We start from the raw sequence: 20,796 nt of genomic DNA on the forward strand, positions 1-20,796 counted from the left end.
TCACTGCTGTGCGCTCGCCCCGGCCAGGCCGAGTGCCTGGAGCACCGCCTGTGCGACGGCTTCGGGGCGCTGCCCGCCGGTGTCCACCACGGCGCGGGCGACTTCCGTGTACAGGGGCCGGCGGCGCTCCATCAACTCGCGCCACTGCTGGCGGGGGTTGACGATGAGCAGCGGCCGGGGGGCGTCCAGGCCGACGCGCTTGACCGCGTCGGCGAGCGGCACGTCGAGGAAGACCACGGGGCGCCCGGCCAGCAGCGCACGCGTCTCGTCCGCCAGGACGGCTCCGCCGCCGAGGGACAGCACTCCGTCGTGCTCGGCGAGCGCCTCGCGCACGGCGGTGCGCTCCAGCGCGCGGAAGTGCGGCTCGCCCTCGTCGTAGAAGAGGTCGGCGACGGTCTTGCCCGCGCGGCGCTCGACGTCGGCGTCGGTGTCGCGGACGGTGGTGCCGAGGCGCTCGGCGAGGAGCTGCGCCACGGTCGACTTGCCGGCGCCGGGCGGCCCGACGAGGACGGCGACGGGGCCGCTCACCGGATCGCCAGGTTTTCCAGGTACGAGCGGACGTTGCGCGCCGTCTCGGCCACGGAGTCGCCGCCGAACTTCTCGCAGACCGCGTCCGCGAGGACCAGCGCCACCATCGCCTCGGCCACGATGCCGGCGGCCGGCACGGCGCAGACGTCCGAGCGCTGGTGGTGGGCGGCGGCGGCCTCGCCGGTGGTGACGTCGATGGTGGCCAGGGCGCGCGGCACGGTGGCGATGGGCTTCATCGCGGCCCGTACGCGCAGGAGTTCGCCGGTGCTCAGCCCGCCCTCCGTACCGCCGGAGCGGCCGGAGGAGCGGCGCACGCCCTCGGGGGTGGGGACGATCTCGTCGTGCGCCTGCGAGCCGGGGACGCGGGCCAGGCCGAAGCCGTCGCCGACCTCGACACCCTTGATCGCCTGGATGCCCATCAGCGCGCCGGCCAGGCGGGCGTCTAGGCGCCGGTCCCAGTGCACGTGCGAGCCCAGGCCCACGGGGACGCCGTAGGCGAGGACCTCGACCACACCGCCCAGGGTGTCGCCGTCCTTGTGGGCCTGGTCGATCTCGGCGACCATCGCCTTCGCGGCATCGGCGTCCAGGCAGCGCACGGGGTCGGCATCGAGGCGCTCCACGTCCGCGGGCGTCGGCACGACGCCGTAGGGGGCCTTCGCGGCGCCCAGCTCCACCACGTGGGAGACGATCTCGATGCCGGCGGCCTCCTTCAGGAAGGAGCGGGCCACCGCGCCCAGCGCCACCCGGGCGGCGGTCTCGCGGGCGGAGGCGCGCTCCAGGACGGGGCGGGCCTCGTCGAAGCCGTACTTCTGCATGCCGGCCAGGTCCGCGTGGCCGGGGCGGGGGCGGGTGAGCGGCGCGTTGCGGGCCAGCTGCGCCAGCTCGGCCGGGTCCACGGGGTCGGCCGACATGACCTTCTCCCACTTGGGCCACTCGGTGTTGCCGACCATGACCGCCACCGGCGAGCCGATGGTCAGCCCGTGCCGCACCCCGCCCAGGAAGGTGACCTCGTCGCGCTCGAACTTCATCCGGGCCCCGCGCCCGTAGCCCAGCCGGCGCCGGGCCAGATGGTCGGCGACGAGGTCCGTGGTCACCGGCACACCGGCCGGCAGGCCCTCAAGCGTCGCGACGAGGGCGGGTCCGTGCGATTCACCGGCGGTGAGCCAGCGCAGCCTGGTCAACGGTGCTCCCTTGTACGGTTTGCGCGTGCAGCCCCGATCCTCCCACGCCCCGGGGGTGCCTCCTCGCGGAGGTCCACGATGTGGGCCCGTACGGTCGAGGCGTGGACGCGGTGCGCTCAGCGCGCGTGCAGCGCCGCCTCGCCCGCCGCCCGCATCGCCGCCAGCGGGGCGCGGGGGACGCCCGTCATCGACTCGACCTGGAGCACGGCCTGGTGGACGAGCAGGTCCAGGCCGCCGATGACCGGTCCCGTCCAGGCGGCGGCCAGTGCCGTCGGCCAGGGGTCGTAGAGCACGTCGAAGAGCGCCCCGGCGCCCGGCGGTACCTCGGCGGCGAGCGCGTCCGTCGCGCCGGCCGGGGTGGTGGCGACGACCAGCGGCGCGGTCAGCGCCCGCGCGGCCTGCGACCAGGGGGCGGTGCGCACCCGGATGCCCAGGCGCTCGCCCCACTGCCGCATCTCGTCGCCGCGCGCCTCGCTGCGTACGTACACGGTGGCCTCGCCGGCGCCGAGCCGCGCCAGGGCGGCCAGTGCGGAGGAGGCGGTGGCGCCCGCGCCGAGGATCGCCGCCTCCTCGGCCTTCTCGACACCGCGCTCGCGCAGGGCGGCGAGCATCCCGGGGATGTCGGTGTTGTCGCCGGTGCGCCGTCCGTCGTCGGTGAAGAGCACGGTGTTGACGGCCTCCACCGAGGCCGCGGTGGGGCTGATCCCGTCCAGCAGCGCGATGACGGCCCGCTTCAGCGGCATGGTGAGCGAGAGGCCGGCCCACTCCCCCGGTTCCAGGCCGGCGAGGAAGCCGGGCAGGGCGGCCTCGTCGACCTCGAAGCGGTCGTAGGAGCGCCCGTCCAGCCCCAACTCCGCGTAGGCGGCGCGGTGCAGGACCGGTGAGAGGGAGTGCGCGATCGGCGATCCGAGGACCGCCGCGCGCCGGCGGGCCGGGGCGCTCACTGCTCCTTGGCCCTCTCCTGCTCGTAGAGTTCGACGTTCTTCTCGTGCTCCTCGTTGGTGGTGGCGAAGAGCGTCTTGTCGTTCAGCGAGACGAAGTAGTTCCACGGGCCGTCAGCCGGGTCGTGCGTGGCCTCGATCGCCTTGGCGCCCGGGTTGTCGATGGGGCCGGCGGGCAGGCCCTTGACGTAGTACGTGTTGTACGGGTCCTGCAGCTTGCGCATCTCGGAGGGCGGCGGCACGTCCAGGGTGCTCTGCTGCTTGATGTAGTTGTAGGTCGAGTCGAAGTCCAGCAGGCCGTACGTCTCCGTGTTGTCCTTCTTCATGCGGTTGAGGACAACACGGGTGATCTTGCGGTAGTCCGCCTCGTTGTTGCCCTCCGCCTCCACGAGGCTGGCGACGGTGAGGACCTGCCAGGGGCTGCTCAGGCCCAGCCTGGCGGCGTTCTCCTCCAGGCCCGCCCGCTTGAACTCGGCGTTGGCCCGCGTGACCATCTGCTTGAGGATGGCCTCGGGCTCGGCGCCCTTGCCGGCGTTGTAGGTGGCGGGGAAGAGGAAGCCCTCCAGCGGGTCCTTGACGTCGCCGCCGCGCTTGGCCCACTTGGGCAGTCCCAGCTCGGCGTAGTGCTCCTGGCCGGCCTTCTTCGTGGTGCCGTGCTTCAGGCCCAGCTTGTCGTCGATCTTCTGGTAGACCTCGCGCGCGGTGCTGCCCTCGGGGAAGGTGAGGGCGTTGCGGGTCCTGGGGTCGAGCATCATGTCGATGGCGCTCTTGGCGGACATCTTCTTGTGGAGCGTGTAAGTGCCGGCCTGGATGGTGCCCGACTTGCTGTTCTCGTTGGCGGCCTGGATGAAGGCGTCGACGCTCTGCACCACGCCGTTGTCCTTCAGGAGGTTGCCGATCTGCCCGATCGTGGCACCCTGCGGGATCTCGACGCTCACCTCGCCGCTGCCCTCGCCGGTGTAGTCGGCGGCGCTGGCGAAGAACCGGTCCTTCACGAACTCGTAGCCGTAGTACGCCGCCGCGCCGCCCCCGCCGACCAGCACCAGCGCCACCACCAGGCAGGCGCAGCCGTTGCGCCTCTTGGACTCCCGCTCGCTGTCGCGCTCCCCGTCGTCGCCCCGCCCGCCCCGGCCCCGGCCGGGCGGCGCCTCCTCGTCCTCCTCGGAGAAGAAGGAGTGGTCGCGCTCCGGGGGCAGTCCCTCGTCCCAGGAGCCGGGCCGCTCCCGGCGGGCGCCGCCGGGGCCGCGGCGCGGGGCGCCGGGCGGCGGGTACGCCTCGGGGGTGGCGTAGTAGTCGGGGGGGACCGGGGAGCCCGGCTGCGCGGGCTGCCCGTAGGGATCGACGGCCGGCATCCCGCCGGTGGTGTCCCAGGAGGGGTTGTACGCCGGCTGCTGGCCCGTGTGGCCCGGAGCCGGGTACTGGGGTGGATGCTGGGCCGGGTACTGGGGCTGCGGTCCGGTGTGCCACCCGCCCGGGCCCGGCTGTCCGCCGCCCTGCTGGGGGTATCCCGGCTGCTGACCCTGATGGCCGCCTCCGTAGGAGCCCTGGGCTCCCCATGTGCCCTGCTGTCCGGCATTACCGGAGAGCGGGTCACCCGGGTACCACGGTTCGGAGCCTGCGCCCCGGCCATACTCAGTCATCGATCCCCTAGAGCCGATTGGCTGTCGGTGCGTTTATATGACAGCTGCCATGTTCGCGCGGAACGTTACCGTATCGCGATCAGATGACGACTTCGACGCTCTCTCCGGGCTCTTGCCCGGACGCCCGTTCGGCCTCAAGTGCACTCTGAAGGATGACGACCGCCGCCGCCTGATCGACGACCGAGCGGCCCTTCTTCACGGTGACCCCCGAGGCGCGCAGACCCTGCGCAGCAGTCACCGTACTCATCCGCTCGTCCACCAGACGCACCGGGACCGGGCTGATGTGGCGGGCCAACTCCTGGGCGAACGCCCGGACTTTGACCGCGGCGGGGCCCTCCTTGCCGCTCAGGGAGCGCGGCAGCCCGACGACGACCTCCAGCGGCTCGTACTCCGCGACGATCGCCGACAGCCGACGGTGCGCGGCCGGGAGGTCCCGGCCCGGCACCGTCTCCACCGGGGTGGCGAGCACCCCGTCGGGGTCGCAGGACGCGACCCCGATCCGGGCGTCGCCCACGTCGACGGCGATACGCCGCCCCCGGCGCATCAGCCCCTCCCCCGCCCGTACCGCGACAACCGGGCGGGACGGGCGGGTTGGACGGGCGGGACGAGGACTGCCGGCGGCGTCATGCGGTCTCGGCCACCAGGCGCTCGACGGCGGCGATGGCCTCGCCCACCGCCTCCGGGTCCTGGCCGCCACCCTGGGCGATGTCGGGCTTGCCGCCGCCACCGCCACCGAGGGTCTTGGCGGCCGTACGCACCAGGTCGCCGGCCTTCAGACCGCGCTCGCGGGCGGCGTCGTTGGTGGCGATGACCGTCAGCGGACGGCCTCCCGCCACCGCGAAGAGCGCCACCACGGCCGCCCGGCCGCCCTGCCCCGCTGTCTGACCGAGCCGCCCCCGCACGTCGAGGACCAGCTTGCGCAGGTCGTCGGCGGCGGTGCCGTCCGGCACCCGGGCCGCGACGAAGGCCACGCCGCGCAGGTCCTTGGCGCCCTCGGCGAGGCCGCCGGCGGCCTGCAGGACCTTCTCGGCACGGAAGCGCTCGATCTCCTTCTCGGCGTCGCGGAGCTTGCCGAGCATGCCGGAGACGCGCTCGGGCAGCTCCTCGGGGCGGCCCTTGAGCAGCTCGGTGAGCTGGGCGACGACCGTGTGCTCCCGGGCGAGGAAGTTGTACGCGTCCACGCCGACGAGCGCCTCGATGCGGCGCACGCCGGAGCCGATGGAGGACTCGCCGAGCAGCTTGACCAGGCCCAGTTGGGCGGTGTTGCCCACGTGGGTGCCGCCGCACAGCTCCTTGGAGAAGTCGCCGATGGTCACCACGCGGACCCGCTCGCCGTACTTCTCGCCGAACTCGGCGATGGCGCCCTGCTTGCGGGCCTCGTCGATGCCCATCACCTCGGCGGTGACGTCGAGTTCCCGCGAGAGGACGTCGTTGATCTTCTGCTCGACGTCCGTGAGGACCGTGCCGGGGACGGCGTTGGGCGAGCCGAAGTCGAAGCGGAAGCGGCCCGGGGAGTTCTCCGAGCCGGCCTGCGCCGCCGTCGGGCCCAGCGCGTCGCGCAGCGCCTGGTGGGTGAGGTGGGTGGCGGAGTGGGCGCGGGCGATGGCCCGGCGGCGGCGGGTGTCGATCGCCGCGTGGGCAAAGGCACCGAGGGTGACCTCGCCGACCTGGACCGAGCCCTTGTGCACGAACACGCCGGGGACGGGCTGCTGGACGTCGCGCACCTCGATCACGGCGCCGGAGTCCAGCCGGATGCGGCCGTGGTCGGCGAGCTGGCCGCCGCCCTCGGCGTAGAAGGGGGTGCGGTCGAGGATGACCTCGACCTCGTCGCCCTCGGAGGCGGCGGGCGCGGGGACGCCGTCGACCAGCAGGCCGACGATCGACGACTCGCCCTCGGTGGCGGTGTAGCCGGTGAACTCGGTGGCGCCGGAGCCGTCCGCGATCTCCCGGTAGGCGGACATGTCCGCGTGCCCGGTCTTCTTGGCCCTGGCGTCGGCCTTGGCGCGGTCGCGCTGCTCCTGCATCAGGCGGCGGAAGGCGCCCTCGTCCACGGAGAGGCCCTGCTCGGCGGCCATCTCCAGGGTGAGGTCGATGGGGAAGCCCCAGGTGTCGTGGAGCAGGAACGCCTTGTCGCCGGAGAGGACCGTGCCGCCGGCGGCCCTGGTCTCGCTCACGGCGGTGTCGAGGATGTTCGTCCCGCCCTTGAGGGCCTTGAGGAAGGCGGCCTCCTCGGCGAGCGCGACGGTCTCGATGCGCTTGCGGTCGGTGATCAGCTCCGGGTACTGCTGCCCCATCGTGTCGATCACGACGTCGACGAGCTCCTGGACGACCGGACCGGTGGCGCCCATGAGGCGCATGTTGCGGATGGCGCGGCGCATGATGCGGCGCAGCACGTAGCCCCGGCCCTCGTTGCCCGGGGTGACGCCGTCGCCGATCAGCATGACGGAGGTGCGGATGTGGTCGGCGACCACGCGCATGGACACGTCCGTGCCCTGGGCGGCGCCGTACCGCACGCCGGTCAGCTCGGTGGCCTTGTCCATGACCACGCGCAGGGTGTCGGTCTCGTACATGTTCCGCACGCCCTGCAGGATCATCGCCAGGCGCTCGAGTCCGAGGCCGGTGTCGATGTTCTTGGAGGGGAGGTCGCCCAGGAGGGGGAAGTCCTCCTTGCCCTCGCCGGCGCCGCGCTCGTACTGCATGAAGACCAGGTTCCAGATCTCCACGTACCGCTCGTCGTTGACGGCGGGGCCGCCCTCGACGCCGAACTCGGGGCCGCGGTCGTAGTTGATCTCGGAGCAGGGGCCGCAGGGGCCGGGGACGCCCATGGACCAGAAGTTGTCCTTCTTGCCCAGGCGCTGGATGCGCTCGGCCGGGACGCCGATGACCTCGCGCCAGATCCGCTCGGCCTCGTCGTCGTCGAGGTAGACGGTGATCCAGAGCTTCTCGGGGTCCAGGCCGTAGCCACCGTCCGCCACGGAGCTGGTGAGCAGCTCCCAGGCGTACGTGATGGCGCCTTCCTTGAAGTAGTCCCCGAAGGAGAAGTTGCCGCACATCTGGAAGAAGGTGCCGTGCCGGGTGGTCTTGCCGACCTCCTCGATGTCCGGGGTGCGGACGCACTTCTGCACCGAAGTGGCGCGCGGCGCCGGGGGCTTGGTCTCGCCGAGGAAGTACGGCTTGAACGGCACCATGCCCGCGTTGACCAGCAGCAGAGTCGGGTCGTCCGCGATCAGCGAGGCCGACGGCACGACGGTGTGCCCGCGCTCCTCGAAGAAGCGCAGCCAGCGGCGGCGGATTTCAGCCGACTCCATCAGAGGTCCTCTTTCCGGTCGTACGTGCGGTAGGGGCGGTTCGGGGAAGCGCCTGCGGCGGGCAGCCCGCGCGCGGGTGCGCGCCGCTGCCGTCGCCTGGGCGCGGCCTCGGACGCGGGCAGCGACTTCAGCCGCTGCCCGGGCAGTTCGTGCCGGGGTCCGGACTCGAGGCCGAGCGCGTCGTTCAGCTGGGCCTCACGCTCCGCCATCGCGTCGCGTACGTCCTCGGCGAAGAGCTTCGCGCGAAACCCCGCGTCGATGGCCCGGTTGACCGCGGTGGCGGCCAGGCTCTCGGGAGTGAGGCCGCGCACGAAGCGCTGTGCCTTGGTGGTGGCCCAGACGCCGGTGACGGCTCCGGCCGTGAACCAGAAGGTACGGCGGAACAATGCTACTCAGCCCTTTCTGCCTCGGGTGCCCCGACCACCGCGCCGGGCGGGGGGAACGGTCCTGCTGACGACCACCCCGGGCCCGGGACGGCCCAGTGCGCGCCGCACTCCGTAGCCGAAGGCCGCGACCTTCACCAGCGGGCCGCCGAAGGTGGAGGAGACGGTCGTGGAGAGCGCGGAGGCGTTCGCCGTGACCTCCTGGACGTCGGCGGCGATGGCGTCGACGCGGGCGAGCTGGGTGTGGGCGGAGCGCACCGTGTCGGAGGCGTCCGCCAGCAGCGGAACGGCCTGCTCGGTGATCCGCTCCACCAGCGTGCCCGCCGAGCGGAGGGTCTGCGCGAGCCGGACCAGGGCCAGTGCGAGGAACGATACGAGGATCGCCCAGAACACGGCCACGAGGATCCCGGCCACCTCGACACCGGACACGATGGGCGACTCCCTTGGACTGGACGGCTGCACTGGACGGCGCGGCTACGTTGCGTCACGTCGATGGCTTCGAACCCTATCGCGCCGCACCGACAGTGCGATCCATCCACCCCTCGGTCCCGGCCGGTCCCGGGAGGGCGGCTCCGCCGGAACGCCTACGGGGCGCGGCGGCCCGGACAGCGGGCCGCCGCGCCCCGTACGGGCACCCGGGCCAAGGCGGACGGCGCCCCGTCGCCTCCGGCCGACCGGTCAGCGGGCGTAGTACTCCACGACGAGCTGCTCGTCGCAGATCACCGGGATCTCCTTGCGGTTGGGGTCGCGGTCGAGGCGGAAGGCCAGCGCCGGGAGGTTGACCTCCAGGTACTTGGGCGTCTCGCCCTCGCCGGCGTAGCCGCCCTCGCGCGCCACCTGGAAGGGGTGCTTCTCGCGGCTGCGCTCGCGGACCGTCACCACGTCGCCCGGGCGGACCCGGTAGGAGGGCTTGTCGACCTTGCGGCCGTTGACCTCGATGTGGCCGTGGACGACCATCTGGCGGGCCTGGTAGACGGTACGGGCCACGCCGGAGCGCAGGACGAGCGCGTCCAGGCGCCGCTCCAGCTCGACGATCAGCGCCTCGCCGGTCTTGCCCTGGGCCTTGGTCGCGCGCTCGTAGGCGCGCACGAGCTGGCGCTCGCTGATGTCGTACTGGGCGCGCAGCCGCTGCTTCTCCAGCAGGCGCACCTTGTAGTCACTGGTGCTCTTGCGGCCGCGGCCGTGCATGCCGGGCGGGTAGGGACGGGCCTCGAAGTACTTGACGGCCTTCGGGGTGAGCGGGATGCCGAGCGCCCGCGACTTGCGGACCTTGGGGCGCGACTGGTTCACAGTGTGCGGTTCCTTCGATGAAAGATTAGGTATGCCTTACCTTACGCGACGGATCGTGTGAGGAGCCAATCCAGGTCAACGAGGGCGCGCAATCGGGCATTCCGGATGTGACCAAGGTTACTCCCCCTCCTCGCCCTCCCCCGCCAGTCGTCTGCGCACCCGGTCGGCCACCTCTGCGTACCGCGCCTCCGCCCCGTAGCGCGTGGGCTCGTAGTACCGGCGGCCGTGCACGGCGTCCGGCGCGTACTGCTGGGCCGCGACCGCGCCGGGCACGTTGTGCGGGTAGACGTACCCCTGCGCGTGCCCGAGCCTCTTCGCGCTCTTGTAGTGCCCGTCGCGCAGGTGCGGCGGTACGGGGCCCGCCTTCCCGGCCCGCACGTCGGCCAGCGCCTCGCGGATCGCCGTCGTCGCGGAGTTCGACTTCGGCGCCAGGGCGAGCGCGATGGTGGCGTGGGAGAGGGTGAGCTGCGCCTCCGGGAAGCCGATCATCGCCACCGCCTGGGCGGCGGCGACGGCCGTCTGCAGCGCCGTGGAGTCGGCCATGCCGATGTCCTCGCTAGCGGCGATCATCAGCCGCCGGGCGATGAAGCGGGGGTCCTCGCCCGCCTCGATCATGCGGGCCAGGTAGTGCAGCGCGGCGTCGACGTCGGAGCCGCGGATGGACTTGATGAAGGCGCTGGCGACGTCGTAGTGCTGGTCGCCGTCGCGGTCGTAGGCCACCGCGGCGCGGTTCACCGCGCTCTCCACCGTCTCCAGGGCGATCTGCGCCTCCCGCTTGGACAGGGCCGAGCCGGCCGCCGCCTCCAGCGCGGTCAGCGCCCGCCGGGCGTCGCCGCCCGCGATCCGCACCAGGTGGTCCTCCGACTCGGGGGGCAGCGTGAGCGAGCCGGCCAGCCCCCGCTCCTGCGCCAGCGCGCGGCGCAGCAGTCCGCGGATGTCGTCGTCGGTGAGCAGCTCCAGGGTGAGCAGCAGCGAGCGGGAGAGCAGCGGGGAGATCACCGAGAAGTAGGGGTTCTCGGTGGTGGCGGCGATCAGCGTCACCCAGCGGTTCTCCACCGCCGGGAGCAGGGAGTCCTGCTGGGCCTTGCTGAAGCGGTGGATCTCGTCCAGGAAGAGGACCGTCTCCTTGCCGTACCCCCCGGCGGCGCGCTTGGCGCCCTCGATGACGGCCCGGACCTCCTTCACCCCCGCGGTGATCGCCGAGAGCTCCACGAAGCGCCGGTCGGTGGCCTTGCTCACCACGTACGCCAGGGTGGTCTTGCCCGTGCCGGGCGGACCCCACAGCAGCACGGAGGCGGGGCCGGCCGGGCCCTGCTCCCCCGTCTCGACGAGTCGGCGCAGCGGCGATCCGGGCTTGAGCAGATGCTGCTGGCCCACCACCTCGTCCAGGCTCCTGGGGCGCATCCGCACGGCCAGGGGGCTCGCCCCCGGGCTGGACTCCTGGCGCTCCTCGGCGGCGGCTGTGAACAGGTCGGGCTCCATGCCTGCGACCTTAGGCCACCCCTGTGACAGCGGCCCGCGCGTCCCGCTCCCGGGCGGGCGCCCGGTGCTCAGGCGAAGACGGCGTTGCCCCACTTCAGGTAGATCAGCAGGGCGATCGCCGCGTACCACAGGACCGGGACGGTCCAGGAGAACTCCAGCACGTTGGCACGCACGCCCGCCGGCACCCGGAAGACGCCGGTGCGGATGTTCTGCACGGTGGTGTACCAGAACACCAGGATCGTGACCGCCCAGGCGCCCATGCACCACAGGCAGAGGTTGTGGATCTCGTACAGCGAGGAGTACTGCAGGAAGAAGCAGAAGAGGACGCCGAAGAGGCTTCCGGCCCACAGGCCCACCCACCACCAGCGGGCGAAGCGGCCGCCGGCGAGCAGCGAGACGCCGATCACGATCAGCATGGAGAAGGCGACCCAGCCGATGTACGGGTTGGAGAAGCCGAAGATGTGCGACTGCCAGCTCTCCATCACGTTCTTGCAGGAGAAGATGGGGTTGATCCCGCACGGCGGCTCGTAGTCCGGGTTCTTCAGCAGCTCCGTCTTGTCGTGCGTGATGGCCGCGGAGGCCGCCAGGCCGAGCGCGCCGCAGATGATCAGCAGCCAGGCGAAGGGGCGGCCGGCGCCGATCAGAGTGGACTTCTCGCCCGAACCCTCGTCCGTGCCGGAGCGGTTGACTGCCGCAGTCGTCATGGCGCCGTTCATCCCATCGTCGTCGTGGCCGCGCGGCCGAAGACCGGCTCGGGCAGCGCCCATTGTGCCCCACCTCCCGGTGGCCCGGGGGGCGGGAACGCAGAGCGCCCGGGCGGGCGGAGGCCCCGGAGTGGAGGCCACTCTGCCCGACCGGGCGTTCACTCCCCGTAAAGATCCGCGCACAGCTTGCTCAGCCGAGGCGGCCGCGCAGCTCCGCCACCACCGCGTCGAGCGCGATCGGCGACTGCTCGCCGGACTCCATGTCCTTGAGCTGGACGACGCCCTCCGCCAGGTCGCGCTCGCCCGCCACCAGGGTGTAGCGCGCCCCCGAGCGGTTGGCGGCCTTCATCGCGGCCTTCAGGCCCTTCCCGCCGTACGCGAAGTCAGCGGCGACGCCGCCCCTGCGCAGCTCGGAGACCGTGGCGAACAGGACTCGGCGCGCCTCCTCGCCGAGGGGGACGGCGAAGACGGAGGTCGCGGCCGGCAGCTCCAGCTCGACGCCCTCCGCCTCAAGGGCGAGGACCGTGCGGTCGACGCCCAGGGCCCAGCCCACGGACGGCAGGGCGGGACCGCCGATCATCTCGGAGAGCCCGTCGTAGCGGCCGCCGCCGCCCACCGCCGACTGGGAGCCCAGTCCGTCGTGGACGAACTCGAAGGTCGTACGCGTGTAGTAGTCCAGGCCGCGCACCAGCCTCGGGTCGTCCTCGAAGGCCACGCCGGCGGCCGTGAGCAGCTCGCGCACCTCCTCGTGGTAGGCCTTGCAGCCGTCGCACAGGTAGTCGCGCAGCAGCGGCGCCCCGGTGAGCTGCTTCTGCACGTCCTGGCGCTTGTCGTCCAGCACCCGCAGCGGGTTGATCTCGGCGCGGCGCAGCGTCTCCTCGTCGAGGTCCAGGCCGCGCAGGAAGTCCTGCAGGGCGGCCCGGTAGACGGGGCGGCACTCCTTGTCGCCGAGGCTGTTGAGCAGGATGCGGAAGCGGCGCAGCCCCAGCGAGCGGTACGCCTGGTCGGCCAGGATGACCAACTCGGCGTCCAGCGCCGGGTCCTGTGCCCCGATGGCCTCCGCGCCGACCTGGGAGAAGTGGCGGTAACGGCCCTTCTGCGGGCGCTCGTAGCGGTAGTACGAGCCCGAGTACCAGAGCTTGACCGGCAGGTTGCCCTGCTTGTGCAGGTTGTGCTCCAGCGCGGAGCGCAGCACGGAGGCGGTGCCCTCGGGGCGCAGCGCCAGCTCGCTGCCGCCCTTGGTGGTGAGGGTGAACATCTCCTTGGTCACGATGTCCGTGGACTCGCCCACACCGCGCGCGAACAGCTCCACGTTCTCGAAGCCCGGCGTCTCGATGTAGCCGTAGCCCGAGGTGCGCAGCGGCGCCGCGATGGCCTCGCGCACGGCCAGGAAGCGCGCGGAGTCCGGCGGGATCAGGTCGTACGTGCCCTTGGGGGCCTGAAAGGTACTCACGGAAGAAGTCCCGTCACATTCCTCGTCGTGGGGCGGCGCTCGGGCCGCCCCGGCCGGCGGCCACTTCCCGCAGATAGGGGTTGGTGGCGCGCTCGCGGCCGATGGTCGTCTGGGGGCCGTGCCCGGAGAGCACCACGGTCGGGTCCTCGAGCGGCAGGCACACGCGTGCCAGCGAGTCGAGCAGCTCGGCCTGGTCGCCACCGGGCAGGTCGGTACGTCCGACGGAGCCGGCGAACAGCAGGTCGCCCGAGAACAGCACCGGCGGTACGTCGGGCTGCTCGGGCATCCGGAAGGCCACCGACCCCTTGGTATGGCCGGGCGCGTGCGCGACGTCGAGCGTCAGCCCCGCGAGCTCCAACCGCGCCCCGTCGGCCAGCTCCCTGACGTCGTCCGGCTCCCCCACGGTCAGCTCGCCCATCAGCTGCCTGCCGATGGAGGCGCCCAGGGCCTTCTCCGGATCGCTCATCATGTAGCGGTCGTCGGGGTGGATCCAGGCGGGGACGTCGTTGGCGCCGCAGACCGGCACCACGGAGGCGATGTGGTCGATGTGGCCGTGGGTGAGCATCACGGCGACCGGCTTGAGCCGGTGCTTGGCGATCGTCTCCGCGACGCCCTCGGCGGCCTGGTGGCCGGGGTCGATGATCACACACTCCTCGCCGGCGGCGGGGGCGACCAGATAACAATTGGTCCCCCAGGCCCCGGCGGGGAACCCGGCAATGAGCACGATCGTCCTTCGAAACGTCCGGTGGGATGAGGCGGGCGGGCACGGCCGGTGACGGACCGGTGACGGGTGGGTCACGGTCCGCGGGCGTGAGCCGTTGCACAGCCTACCGGCGCTGCTCATGAGGGGGCGAACCGATATACGGTACGCCTCACACACATCCGGTTATTCGACATGCCTGGCAAGCAGGCGACACGCCTGGCAGGCAGGCGTCCACCGGCACGGGGGCGTCCGAAGGCAAGGGAGAGGTACGCGGTGGTCACCAAGGACCAGCGGCGGCGGCAGCTCGCCCGGGAGAAGTTCGAGCGCCAGCAGCAGCGTCGCGTGGGTGCGCGGCAGCGCGCACGGCGGCGCAACATCGTGATCGCGTCGGTCCTCGCCGTGGTGGTGGCCGGCGGCGGCGGCCTGCTCGCCGCGGCGCCGTGGAAGAAGGACCCCGCGAAGGACAAGGCGGACAGCGCGCCCAGCGCGGCGCCGACGTCCAAGGCCCCGGACCCCTGCGGGAAGCCGGCCGGGGGCACCCCGAAGGCGGGGACGTTCCCGAAGGAGCCGGCGATGAGCATCGACACGTCGGCCGACTACACGATGAAGCTGGAGACCACCTGCGGCGACATCTCCGTCGCGCTGAAGGCCAAGGCCGCGCCGCACACGGTGAACTCCTTCAACTTCCTCGTCGGCAAGGGCTACTTGGACCACACCAAGTGCCACCGCCTCACCCCCCAGGGCATCTACGTGCTCCAGTGCGGCTCCCCCAAGGGCGACGGCACCGACGGTCCCGGCTACACGATCCCCGACGAGAACCTCAAGGACGCCTCCCTGAAGGGCGGCGTCTACCCGGCGGGCACGGTCGCGATGGCGAACCAGTACAACGCCCAGGCGAAGACCGGCCGCGACAGCGGCGGCAGCCAGTTCTTCCTGGTCTACCAGGACAGCCCGCTGCCGCCCGACTACACCCCCTTCGGCACGATCGACAAGGCCGGCATGGATGTCCTGAAGAAGATCGCGGGAGCGGGCGCCGCCGCTCCGGACCCGACGACGGGCAACACCGCGCCCAACGCCACCGTGGTCATCAACAAGGCGACCGTGGCGAAGGGTTGAGCCCGGGGCGGCCCGGCCCCCGCGGGCGTCCGCGCCCGCGCGGCGCCGCCTGCGCGCGCGATTGGTCTCGCGCGGGATGCGGACAGCCGGGCCACCTCTCGCCTATGTTGGCGTTGTGCAAGGCGCCCTCGGCCGACCGGAGTCGGCGGGGGCGACGATACGGCCGCAGGCACAAGGCGCTGTCCGGCCGAAGACAGATGTGGACGATACCGGCGGGTGCTCCCCGCTTCGGTGTCATGTGAGGAGGCGCTGTGAGCAGCGACCCGTGGGGCCGTGTCGACGAGTCGGGAACGGTGTATGTGCGTACGGCCGACGGTGAGCGTGCCGTCGGTTCGTGGCAGGCCGGATCGCCGGACGAGGCCCTGGCCTACTACAAGCGCAAGTACGACGGCCTGGTCGTGGAGATCGGCCTCCTCGAGCGCCGGGTGCGCACGACGGACCTGTCCACCAAGGACGCGCTGACGGCCGTCGACCATCTGCGCGAGCAGGTCGTCGACGCGCACGCGGTGGGCGATCTGGACGCGCTGGCGGCCCGGTTGGACAAGCTGGTCGCCAGCGTCGAGTCGCGCCGCGAGGAGCGCAAGGCGGCCAAGGCCCAGCAGTCGCAGGAGGCGCGTGCCGCGAAGGAGGCGCTGGTCGTCGAGGCCGAGGAGTTGGCCGCCTCCGAGCAGTGGCGCTCCGCCGGGGAGCGGCTGCGGGCGCTGGTCGACATCTGGAAGGGCCTGCCGCGGCTGGACCGCAAGAGCGACGACGAGCTCTGGCACCGCTTCAGCCACGCCCGTTCGGCCTTCTCCAAGCGCCGCAAGGCGCACTTCGCCGCGCTGGACGCCCAGCGGGAGGAGGCGCGGCGCGGCAAGGAGAAGCTGGTGCAGGAGGCCGAGGCGCTCTCCTCGTCCACCGACTGGGGTGGCACGGCGGCGCGTTACCGCGAGCTGATGGCCGACTGGAAGGCTTCCGGCCGGGCGCAGCGCGAGGCCGAGGACGAGCTGTGGAACCGCTTCCGCGGTGCGCAGGACGTCTTCTTCCAGGCCCGCGGCGAGGTCTTCGCCGAACGCGACGGGGAGCAGCGGGAGAACCTCGCGCGCAAGGAGGAACTGGCCGCCGAGGCGGAGACGTTGCTGCCGATCGCGGATCTGAAGGCCGCCCGCGCGGCGTTCCGCACGATCAACGAGCGCTGGGAGTCCCTCGGTCACGTGCCGCGCGACGCCCGGCCGAGGATCGAGGGGCGGATGCACGCCGTGGAGCGGGCGATCCAGGAGGCCGAGGAGGCCGAGTGGCGTCGTACGAACCCGGAGGCGCGCGCCCGTGCCGCGGGGCTGACCGGTCAGCTCCAGGACGCCGTCGACAAGCTGCGCGGGCAGATCGACACGGCCCGCGCCGCCGGCAACGACGCGAAGGCCGAGAAGCTCTCCCGGGAGCTGGAGGGCCGCCAGGCGCTGCTGGACCAGGCGCTCAAGGGCCTGCAGGAGTTCGGCGGTTGAGCCGCTGAGCCGCCACGGTGAAGGGCCCCCGGCCGGACCGGTCGGGGGCCCTTCACCGTGCGGTCAGTTGTTACGGGCCGAGGTCACCCGGTAGACGTCGTAGACGCCCTCCACCTTGCGGACCGCCTTCAGGACGTGCCCCAGGTGCTTGGGGTCGCCCATCTCGAAGGTGAAGCGGGAGGTGGCGACGCGGTCGCGGGAGGTCTGGACGGCCGCGGAGAGGATGTTGACGTGCTGGTCGGAGAGCACCCGGGTGACGTCGGAGAGCAGCCGGGAGCGGTCCAGCGCCTCGACCTGGATGGCCACCAGGAAGACCGAGGACTGGGTCGGCGCCCACTCCACCTCCAGCAGCCGCTCGGGCTGCTGGGAGAGGGAGTCGACGTTGACGCAGTCCGCCCGGTGCACCGAGACGCCGTTGCCCCGGGTGACGAAGCCGATGATCGGGTCGCCCGGGACGGGTGTGCAGCAGCGTGAGAGCTTCACCCACACGTCCTCGACGCCCTTGACGATGACGCCCGGGTCGTTGGCCGCGCGCCGCTTGCGGCCGCGTCCGTGCAGCGGCGGCGCCGTCTCCTCGATGTCCTCGGTGGCGGCCTCCTCCCCGCCGAGGGCCTGCACCAGCTTCTGCACCACGCTCTGCGCGGAGACGTGCCCCTCGCCGATCGCCGCGTAGAGGGCGGAGATGTCCGGGTAGCGCATCTCGTGCGCGATGGTGACCAGGGTGTCGCCGGTGAGGATGCGCTGGATGGGGAGGTTCTGCTTGCGCATGGCGCGCGCGATGGCGTCCTTGCCCTGCTCGATCGCCTCGTCGCGGCGCTCCTTGGAGAACCAGCCGCGGATCTTGTTGCGCGCCCGGGGCGACTTGACGAAGTTCAGCCAGTCCCGCGAGGGCCCGGCGCCCTGCGCCTTGGAGGTGAAGACCTCCACCGTGTCGCCGTTGTCGAGGGTCGACTCCAGCGGTACGAGGCGCCCGTTTACCCGTGCCCCTATGGTCCGGTGGCCGACCTCGGTGTGGACGTTGTAGGCGAAGTCGACGGGGGTGGCACCGGCCGGCAGCGCTATCACGTCGCCCTTGGGCGTGAAGACGAAGACCTCGTTGCGCGAGAGGTCGAAGCGCAGCGCGTCGAGGAACTCCCCCGGGTCCTCGGTCTCCTTCTGCCAGTCGATCAACTGGCGCAGCCACGCCATGTCGTTGACCGTCTCCTCGCCCTTGCCCGAGCGGCGCGGGGTGTCGGTGCGGACCTTGGACTCGCCGGCGACGGCCTGCTGCTTGTACTTCCAGTGAGCGGCGATGCCGTACTCCGCGCGGCGGTGCATGTCGAAGGTGCGGATCTGCAGCTCGACGGGCTTGCCGCCGGGGCCGATGACCGTGGTGTGCAGCGACTGGTACATGTTGAACTTCGGCATCGCGATGTAGTCCTTGAACCGTCCGGGGACGGGGTTCCACCGCGCGTGGATCGTGCCGAGCGCCGCGTAGCAGTCGCGGACCGACTCCACCAGGACCCGGATGCCGACCAGGTCGTAGATCTCCGCGAAGTCCCGGCCGCGGACGATCATCTTCTGGTAGACGCTGTAGTAGTGCTTGGGGCGGCCGGTGACGGTCGCCTTGATCCGGGCGCTGCGCAGGTCGGACTGGACCTCGTCGGTGACGACGGCCAGGTACTCGTCGCGCTTGGGGGCGCGCTCGGCGACCAGGCGGACGATCTCGTCGTACATCTTGGGGTAGAGGATCGCGAAGGCGAGGTCCTCCAGCTCCCACTTGATGGTGTTCATGCCGAGCCGGTGGGCCAGCGGCGCGTAGATCTCCAGCGTCTCGCGGGCCTTCTGCTCCTGCTTCTCGCGGCGCAGGTAGCGCATGGTGCGCATGTTGTGCAGCCGGTCGGCGAGCTTGATGACCAGCACCCGGGGGTCCTTGGCCATGGCGACGACCATCTTGCGGACCGTCTCGGCCTGCGCGGCCTCGCCGAACTTGACCTTGTCCAGCTTGGTCACGCCGTCGACGAGCAGCGCCACCTGGTCGCCGAAGTCCAGCCGCAGCGTCTCCAGCCCGTACTCGGTGTCCTCCACCGTGTCGTGCAGCAGTCCGGCCATCAACGTGGCCGCGTCCATGCCGAGTTCGGCGAGGATCGTGGTGACCGCGAGGGGGTGGGTGATGTACGGGTCGCCGCTCTTGCGCTTCTGGCCGCGGTGCCAGCGCTCGGCGACCTGGTAGGCGCGCTCGATCTGGCGCAGGGTGCTGGCGTCGGCCTTGGGGTCGTTGCTGCGGACGATGCGCAGCAGGGGCTCCAGGACCGGGTTGTACGGGCTCTGGCGCTGGACGCCCAGGCGGGCGAGGCGGGCGCGCACGCGGTTGGGCGAGCCGGAGCGCGTCGATCCGGTGACGGGGCGGCCGGATCCGGGGCGGGCGGCGGGCTGCGCGGGCCGGGGCTTGTCCTGGGCGGCGTCCCCGGCGTCCTTCCCTGCGAGGGGGGCTGCAGGCGGCTCCTCCCCGGGCGCGGGCCCGGTCGCGGCCGGCTCGGGCGCGCCGGGGGCCGCCGCGACGGCGTTCTCGTCGCGCTGTGCGGTGGCGGGGGGCTTGGCCTCGTCCTGCAAGTGCACTCCCTCGGGGGTCGCCCGGCATTCACGAAGGGGCCGGACAGCCATGGTATCGGGCCGACCGGCCGCCCCACCCGCCGGGCGCTGTCCTCCGGGCCGCCCCGGGACCGCCCCCGGGCCGGGTCCAGCCCGCCCCGGGGGCCGCCCGGTGCGTGCTCACAGGGCGAGGAGTGCCTCCAGCGGAGCGCCCGCCAGGGCCGGCTCCAGGCGTTCACGGCCCCGCAGGAAGCCCAGTTCCATCAGTACGGCGACGCCCGCGACCTGCGCGCCCGTGCGCCCGATCAGCTCCAGGGACGCCCGGGCGGTACCGCCGGTGGCCAGGACGTCGTCGATGACGAGCACCCGGTCGTGCGGGGTGAGGGCGTCCGCGTGGATCTCGATCTCCGCCGTGCCGTACTCCAGCGCGTAGCTCTGCCCGAGCGTGGCACCGGGGAGCTTGCCGGCCTTGCGCGCCGGTACGAAGCCGACCCCCGCCCGCACCGCCACCGGGGCGCCCAGGATGAAACCGCGCGCCTCCAGGCCGACGACCTTGGTGGCGCCCTGGCGCAGGCAGATGTCCGCCAGGGCGTCGGTCAGCGCCGTGAAGGCGGCCGGGTCCGCGAGCAGCGGGGTGATGTCCTTGAAGACGATCCCCGGCTCGGGGTAGTCGGGGACGTCCTTGATCCGGCTCAGCAAGAGCTCCTGCAGGCTGCTCATCAACCGCCTCGTCCGTGCGTTCGGCGCCGTCGGGGGTGACGGCCTGACCGGGCGCCACGGTAGCAGCGCAGGGCCGGCGCCCCGGCCCGCGGGTGGAACGCCGAGGGGCGCCGGGCCGCCTCTCGGCGGGCCCGGCGCCCCTCGGCCTCGTACGTCGGACCTCAGCGCCGCTTGCCCGAGGGCCGGCCGCGGCCCCGGTTGCGCGGGGGCTGGCGGCGCGGGCCGCTGCCGGCGCCCGCGGGCTCGGCGTCCTGCGAGGAGTCGTCCTCGGCGTCCGCCTCCCCCTCGTGCCCCTGGCCGCCCTTGCCCTCACGGGCGGCGCGGGCCTCGGCGGCACGGCGGGCGGCGACCCGCTTGTCGTGCGCCTTGACCTCGGGGTCGCGCTCCTTGAGGTCGACCACCAGCGGCGTCGCGATGAAGATCGACGAGTAGGCGCCGGCGGCCAGGCCCACGAAGAGCGAGAGCGCGATGTCGTTGAGCATGCCGCCGCCGAGCACGCCGCCGCCGATGAAGAGCAGGCCAGCGACCGGCAGCAGCGCCACCACGGAGGTGTTGATCGAGCGCACCAGCGTGCCGTTGAGCGAGCGGTTCGCCAGCTCCCGGTAGGTGAAGCGGGTCTGCTTGGTGAAGTCCTTGCTGCTCTCCTTGAGGCCGTCGAAGACGACGACGGTGTCGTACAGGGAGTAGCCGAGGATGGTCAGCAGACCGATCACCGTGCCCGGGGTGACCTCGAAGCCCACCAGGGCGTACACGCCGATGGTGATGGTGAGGTCGTGGATCAGCGCGATCAGCGCCGCGACCGCCATCCGCCACTCGAAGGCGATCGCGAGGTAGACCACCACCAGGACCATGAAGATCCACAGGCCCTGCCAGGCCTTGTCGGCGATCTGCTTGCCCCAACTGGGGCCGACCAGCTGCGCGTTGATGCTGCTGGCGTCCTTGATGCCGAAGTCCTCGGCCAGCTTGTTCTGGACCTTGGTGGACTCGGCGGTGCCGATGCCGCTGACCTGGATGCGCAGCTTGTCGCCGCCGACCTGCTGGACGATGGCGTCGTGCCCGGAGGCCGCCTCCGCCGCCTCCTGCGCGTGGGCGACCGAGACGCTGGTCTTCGGGGTGGTGAAGACCGCCCCGCCCTCGAACTCGATGCCCATGTTGAGACCGCGGATGAGGAATCCGGCGATCGCCACGATGGTGATCAGGATGGAGACGCCGTACCAGAGGAACCGCTTGCCGACGAAGTCGTAGCCGACCTCGCCGCGGTAGAGCTTGGCACCGAGATTGCCGAGACGCGACAT

18 protein-coding genes are annotated in these 20,796 nt (G+C 72.3%); 2 read left to right on the forward strand and 16 right to left on the reverse strand.

All coding sequences use genetic code 11. The features are described 5' to 3' along the window. From ACFQLX_RS06220 to ACFQLX_RS06280, 13 genes are all read right to left on the reverse strand, one after another. Positions 1–528 (reverse strand): shikimate kinase, encoded by a 528-nt coding sequence (locus ACFQLX_RS06220; RefSeq protein ID WP_386412917.1) that lies wholly within the window; start codon positions 526–528, stop codon positions 1–3. After that, the gene (gene aroC / locus ACFQLX_RS06225) at positions 525–1,709 is read right to left on the reverse strand and encodes a chorismate synthase (RefSeq protein WP_386412919.1); all 1,185 of its coding nucleotides are present in this window, start codon (positions 1,707–1,709) and stop codon (positions 525–527) included. Before aroC ends, ACFQLX_RS06220 begins: the two co-directional genes overlap by 4 nt. Before the next feature lie 116 nt (positions 1,710–1,825). Then, positions 1,826–2,653, reverse strand: a complete 828-nt coding sequence (locus tag ACFQLX_RS06230; RefSeq protein ID WP_386412921.1) for a shikimate dehydrogenase — start codon at positions 2,651–2,653, stop codon at positions 1,826–1,828. After that, positions 2,650–4,002, reverse strand: a complete 1,353-nt coding sequence (mltG, locus tag ACFQLX_RS06235; RefSeq protein ID WP_386412924.1) for an endolytic transglycosylase MltG — start codon at positions 4,000–4,002, stop codon at positions 2,650–2,652. The genes ACFQLX_RS06230 and mltG overlap by 4 nt, the downstream gene beginning before the upstream one ends. A 367-nt stretch (positions 4,003–4,369) precedes the next feature. Next, a complete protein-coding gene (ruvX, locus tag ACFQLX_RS06240) occupies positions 4,370–4,834 on the reverse strand; it encodes a Holliday junction resolvase RuvX (protein ID WP_386412926.1) in 465 nt (154 codons plus the stop codon). Positions 4,835–4,913: 79 nt separating this feature from the next. Further along, a complete protein-coding gene (gene alaS, locus ACFQLX_RS06245) occupies positions 4,914–7,598 on the reverse strand; it encodes an alanine--tRNA ligase (RefSeq protein ID WP_386412928.1) in 2,685 nt (894 codons plus the stop codon). Continuing rightward, on the reverse strand, positions 7,598–7,984 hold the full coding sequence (locus tag ACFQLX_RS06250; protein WP_386412930.1) for a DUF6167 family protein: 387 nt from the start codon (positions 7,982–7,984) through the stop codon (positions 7,598–7,600). Before ACFQLX_RS06250 ends, alaS begins: the two co-directional genes overlap by 1 nt. 6 nt (positions 7,985–7,990) lie before the next feature. Continuing rightward, on the reverse strand, positions 7,991–8,410 hold the full coding sequence (locus ACFQLX_RS06255; RefSeq protein ID WP_386412932.1) for a DUF948 domain-containing protein: 420 nt from the start codon (positions 8,408–8,410) through the stop codon (positions 7,991–7,993). Between the two features lie 249 nt (positions 8,411–8,659). Next, positions 8,660–9,271 (reverse strand): 30S ribosomal protein S4, encoded by a 612-nt coding sequence (gene rpsD, locus ACFQLX_RS06260; RefSeq protein ID WP_386412934.1) that lies wholly within the window; start codon positions 9,269–9,271, stop codon positions 8,660–8,662. Positions 9,272–9,388: 117 nt separating this feature from the next. After that, positions 9,389–10,753 carry a replication-associated recombination protein A gene (locus ACFQLX_RS06265; protein WP_386412936.1) on the reverse strand — a complete coding sequence of 455 codons (1,365 nt, stop codon included), beginning with the start codon at positions 10,751–10,753 and terminating at the stop codon, positions 9,389–9,391. A 68-nt stretch (positions 10,754–10,821) separates the two neighbouring features. Next, on the reverse strand, positions 10,822–11,457 hold the full coding sequence (locus ACFQLX_RS06270) for a vitamin K epoxide reductase family protein (protein ID WP_386412938.1): 636 nt from the start codon (positions 11,455–11,457) through the stop codon (positions 10,822–10,824). Between the two features lie 190 nt (positions 11,458–11,647). Next, a complete protein-coding gene (gene hisS / locus ACFQLX_RS06275; RefSeq protein ID WP_386412941.1) occupies positions 11,648–12,910 on the reverse strand; it encodes a histidine--tRNA ligase in 1,263 nt (420 codons plus the stop codon). A gap of 13 nt (positions 12,911–12,923) precedes the next feature. Beyond that, positions 12,924–13,634, reverse strand: coding sequence for an MBL fold metallo-hydrolase (locus tag ACFQLX_RS06280; protein ID WP_386412943.1), 711 nt, complete (start codon positions 13,632–13,634; stop codon positions 12,924–12,926). 252 nt (positions 13,635–13,886) lie between these two features. On the opposite strand from ACFQLX_RS06280, the gene ACFQLX_RS06285 reads away from it, so the two are divergent. Together ACFQLX_RS06285 and ACFQLX_RS06290 are read left to right on the forward strand one after the other, a co-directional pair. Continuing rightward, positions 13,887–14,729: a peptidylprolyl isomerase gene (locus ACFQLX_RS06285; RefSeq protein ID WP_386412945.1), complete on the forward strand. Its 843-nt coding sequence runs from the start codon at positions 13,887–13,889 to the stop codon at positions 14,727–14,729. A 251-nt stretch (positions 14,730–14,980) separates the two neighbouring features. Further along, on the forward strand, positions 14,981–16,210 hold the full coding sequence (locus ACFQLX_RS06290) for a DUF349 domain-containing protein (protein ID WP_386412947.1): 1,230 nt from the start codon (positions 14,981–14,983) through the stop codon (positions 16,208–16,210). A gap of 63 nt (positions 16,211–16,273) precedes the next feature. Here ACFQLX_RS06290 and ACFQLX_RS06295 read toward each other — a convergent pair whose 3' ends face one another. From ACFQLX_RS06295 to secF, 3 genes are all read right to left on the reverse strand, one after another. Then, positions 16,274–18,802, reverse strand: a complete 2,529-nt coding sequence (locus tag ACFQLX_RS06295; RefSeq protein ID WP_386412949.1) for a RelA/SpoT family protein — start codon at positions 18,800–18,802, stop codon at positions 16,274–16,276. Positions 18,803–18,961: 159 nt separating this feature from the next. Beyond that, positions 18,962–19,501: an adenine phosphoribosyltransferase gene (locus ACFQLX_RS06300; RefSeq protein ID WP_386412951.1), complete on the reverse strand. Its 540-nt coding sequence runs from the start codon at positions 19,499–19,501 to the stop codon at positions 18,962–18,964. Positions 19,502–19,662: 161 nt separating this feature from the next. Further along, on the reverse strand, positions 19,663–20,796 hold the full coding sequence (gene secF, locus ACFQLX_RS06305; protein WP_386412953.1) for a protein translocase subunit SecF: 1,134 nt from the start codon (positions 20,794–20,796) through the stop codon (positions 19,663–19,665).

The organism is Streptomyces polyrhachis (assembly GCF_042663125.1).
GTDB classification, from domain to species: domain Bacteria; phylum Actinomycetota; class Actinomycetes; order Streptomycetales; family Streptomycetaceae; genus Streptomyces; species Streptomyces polyrhachii.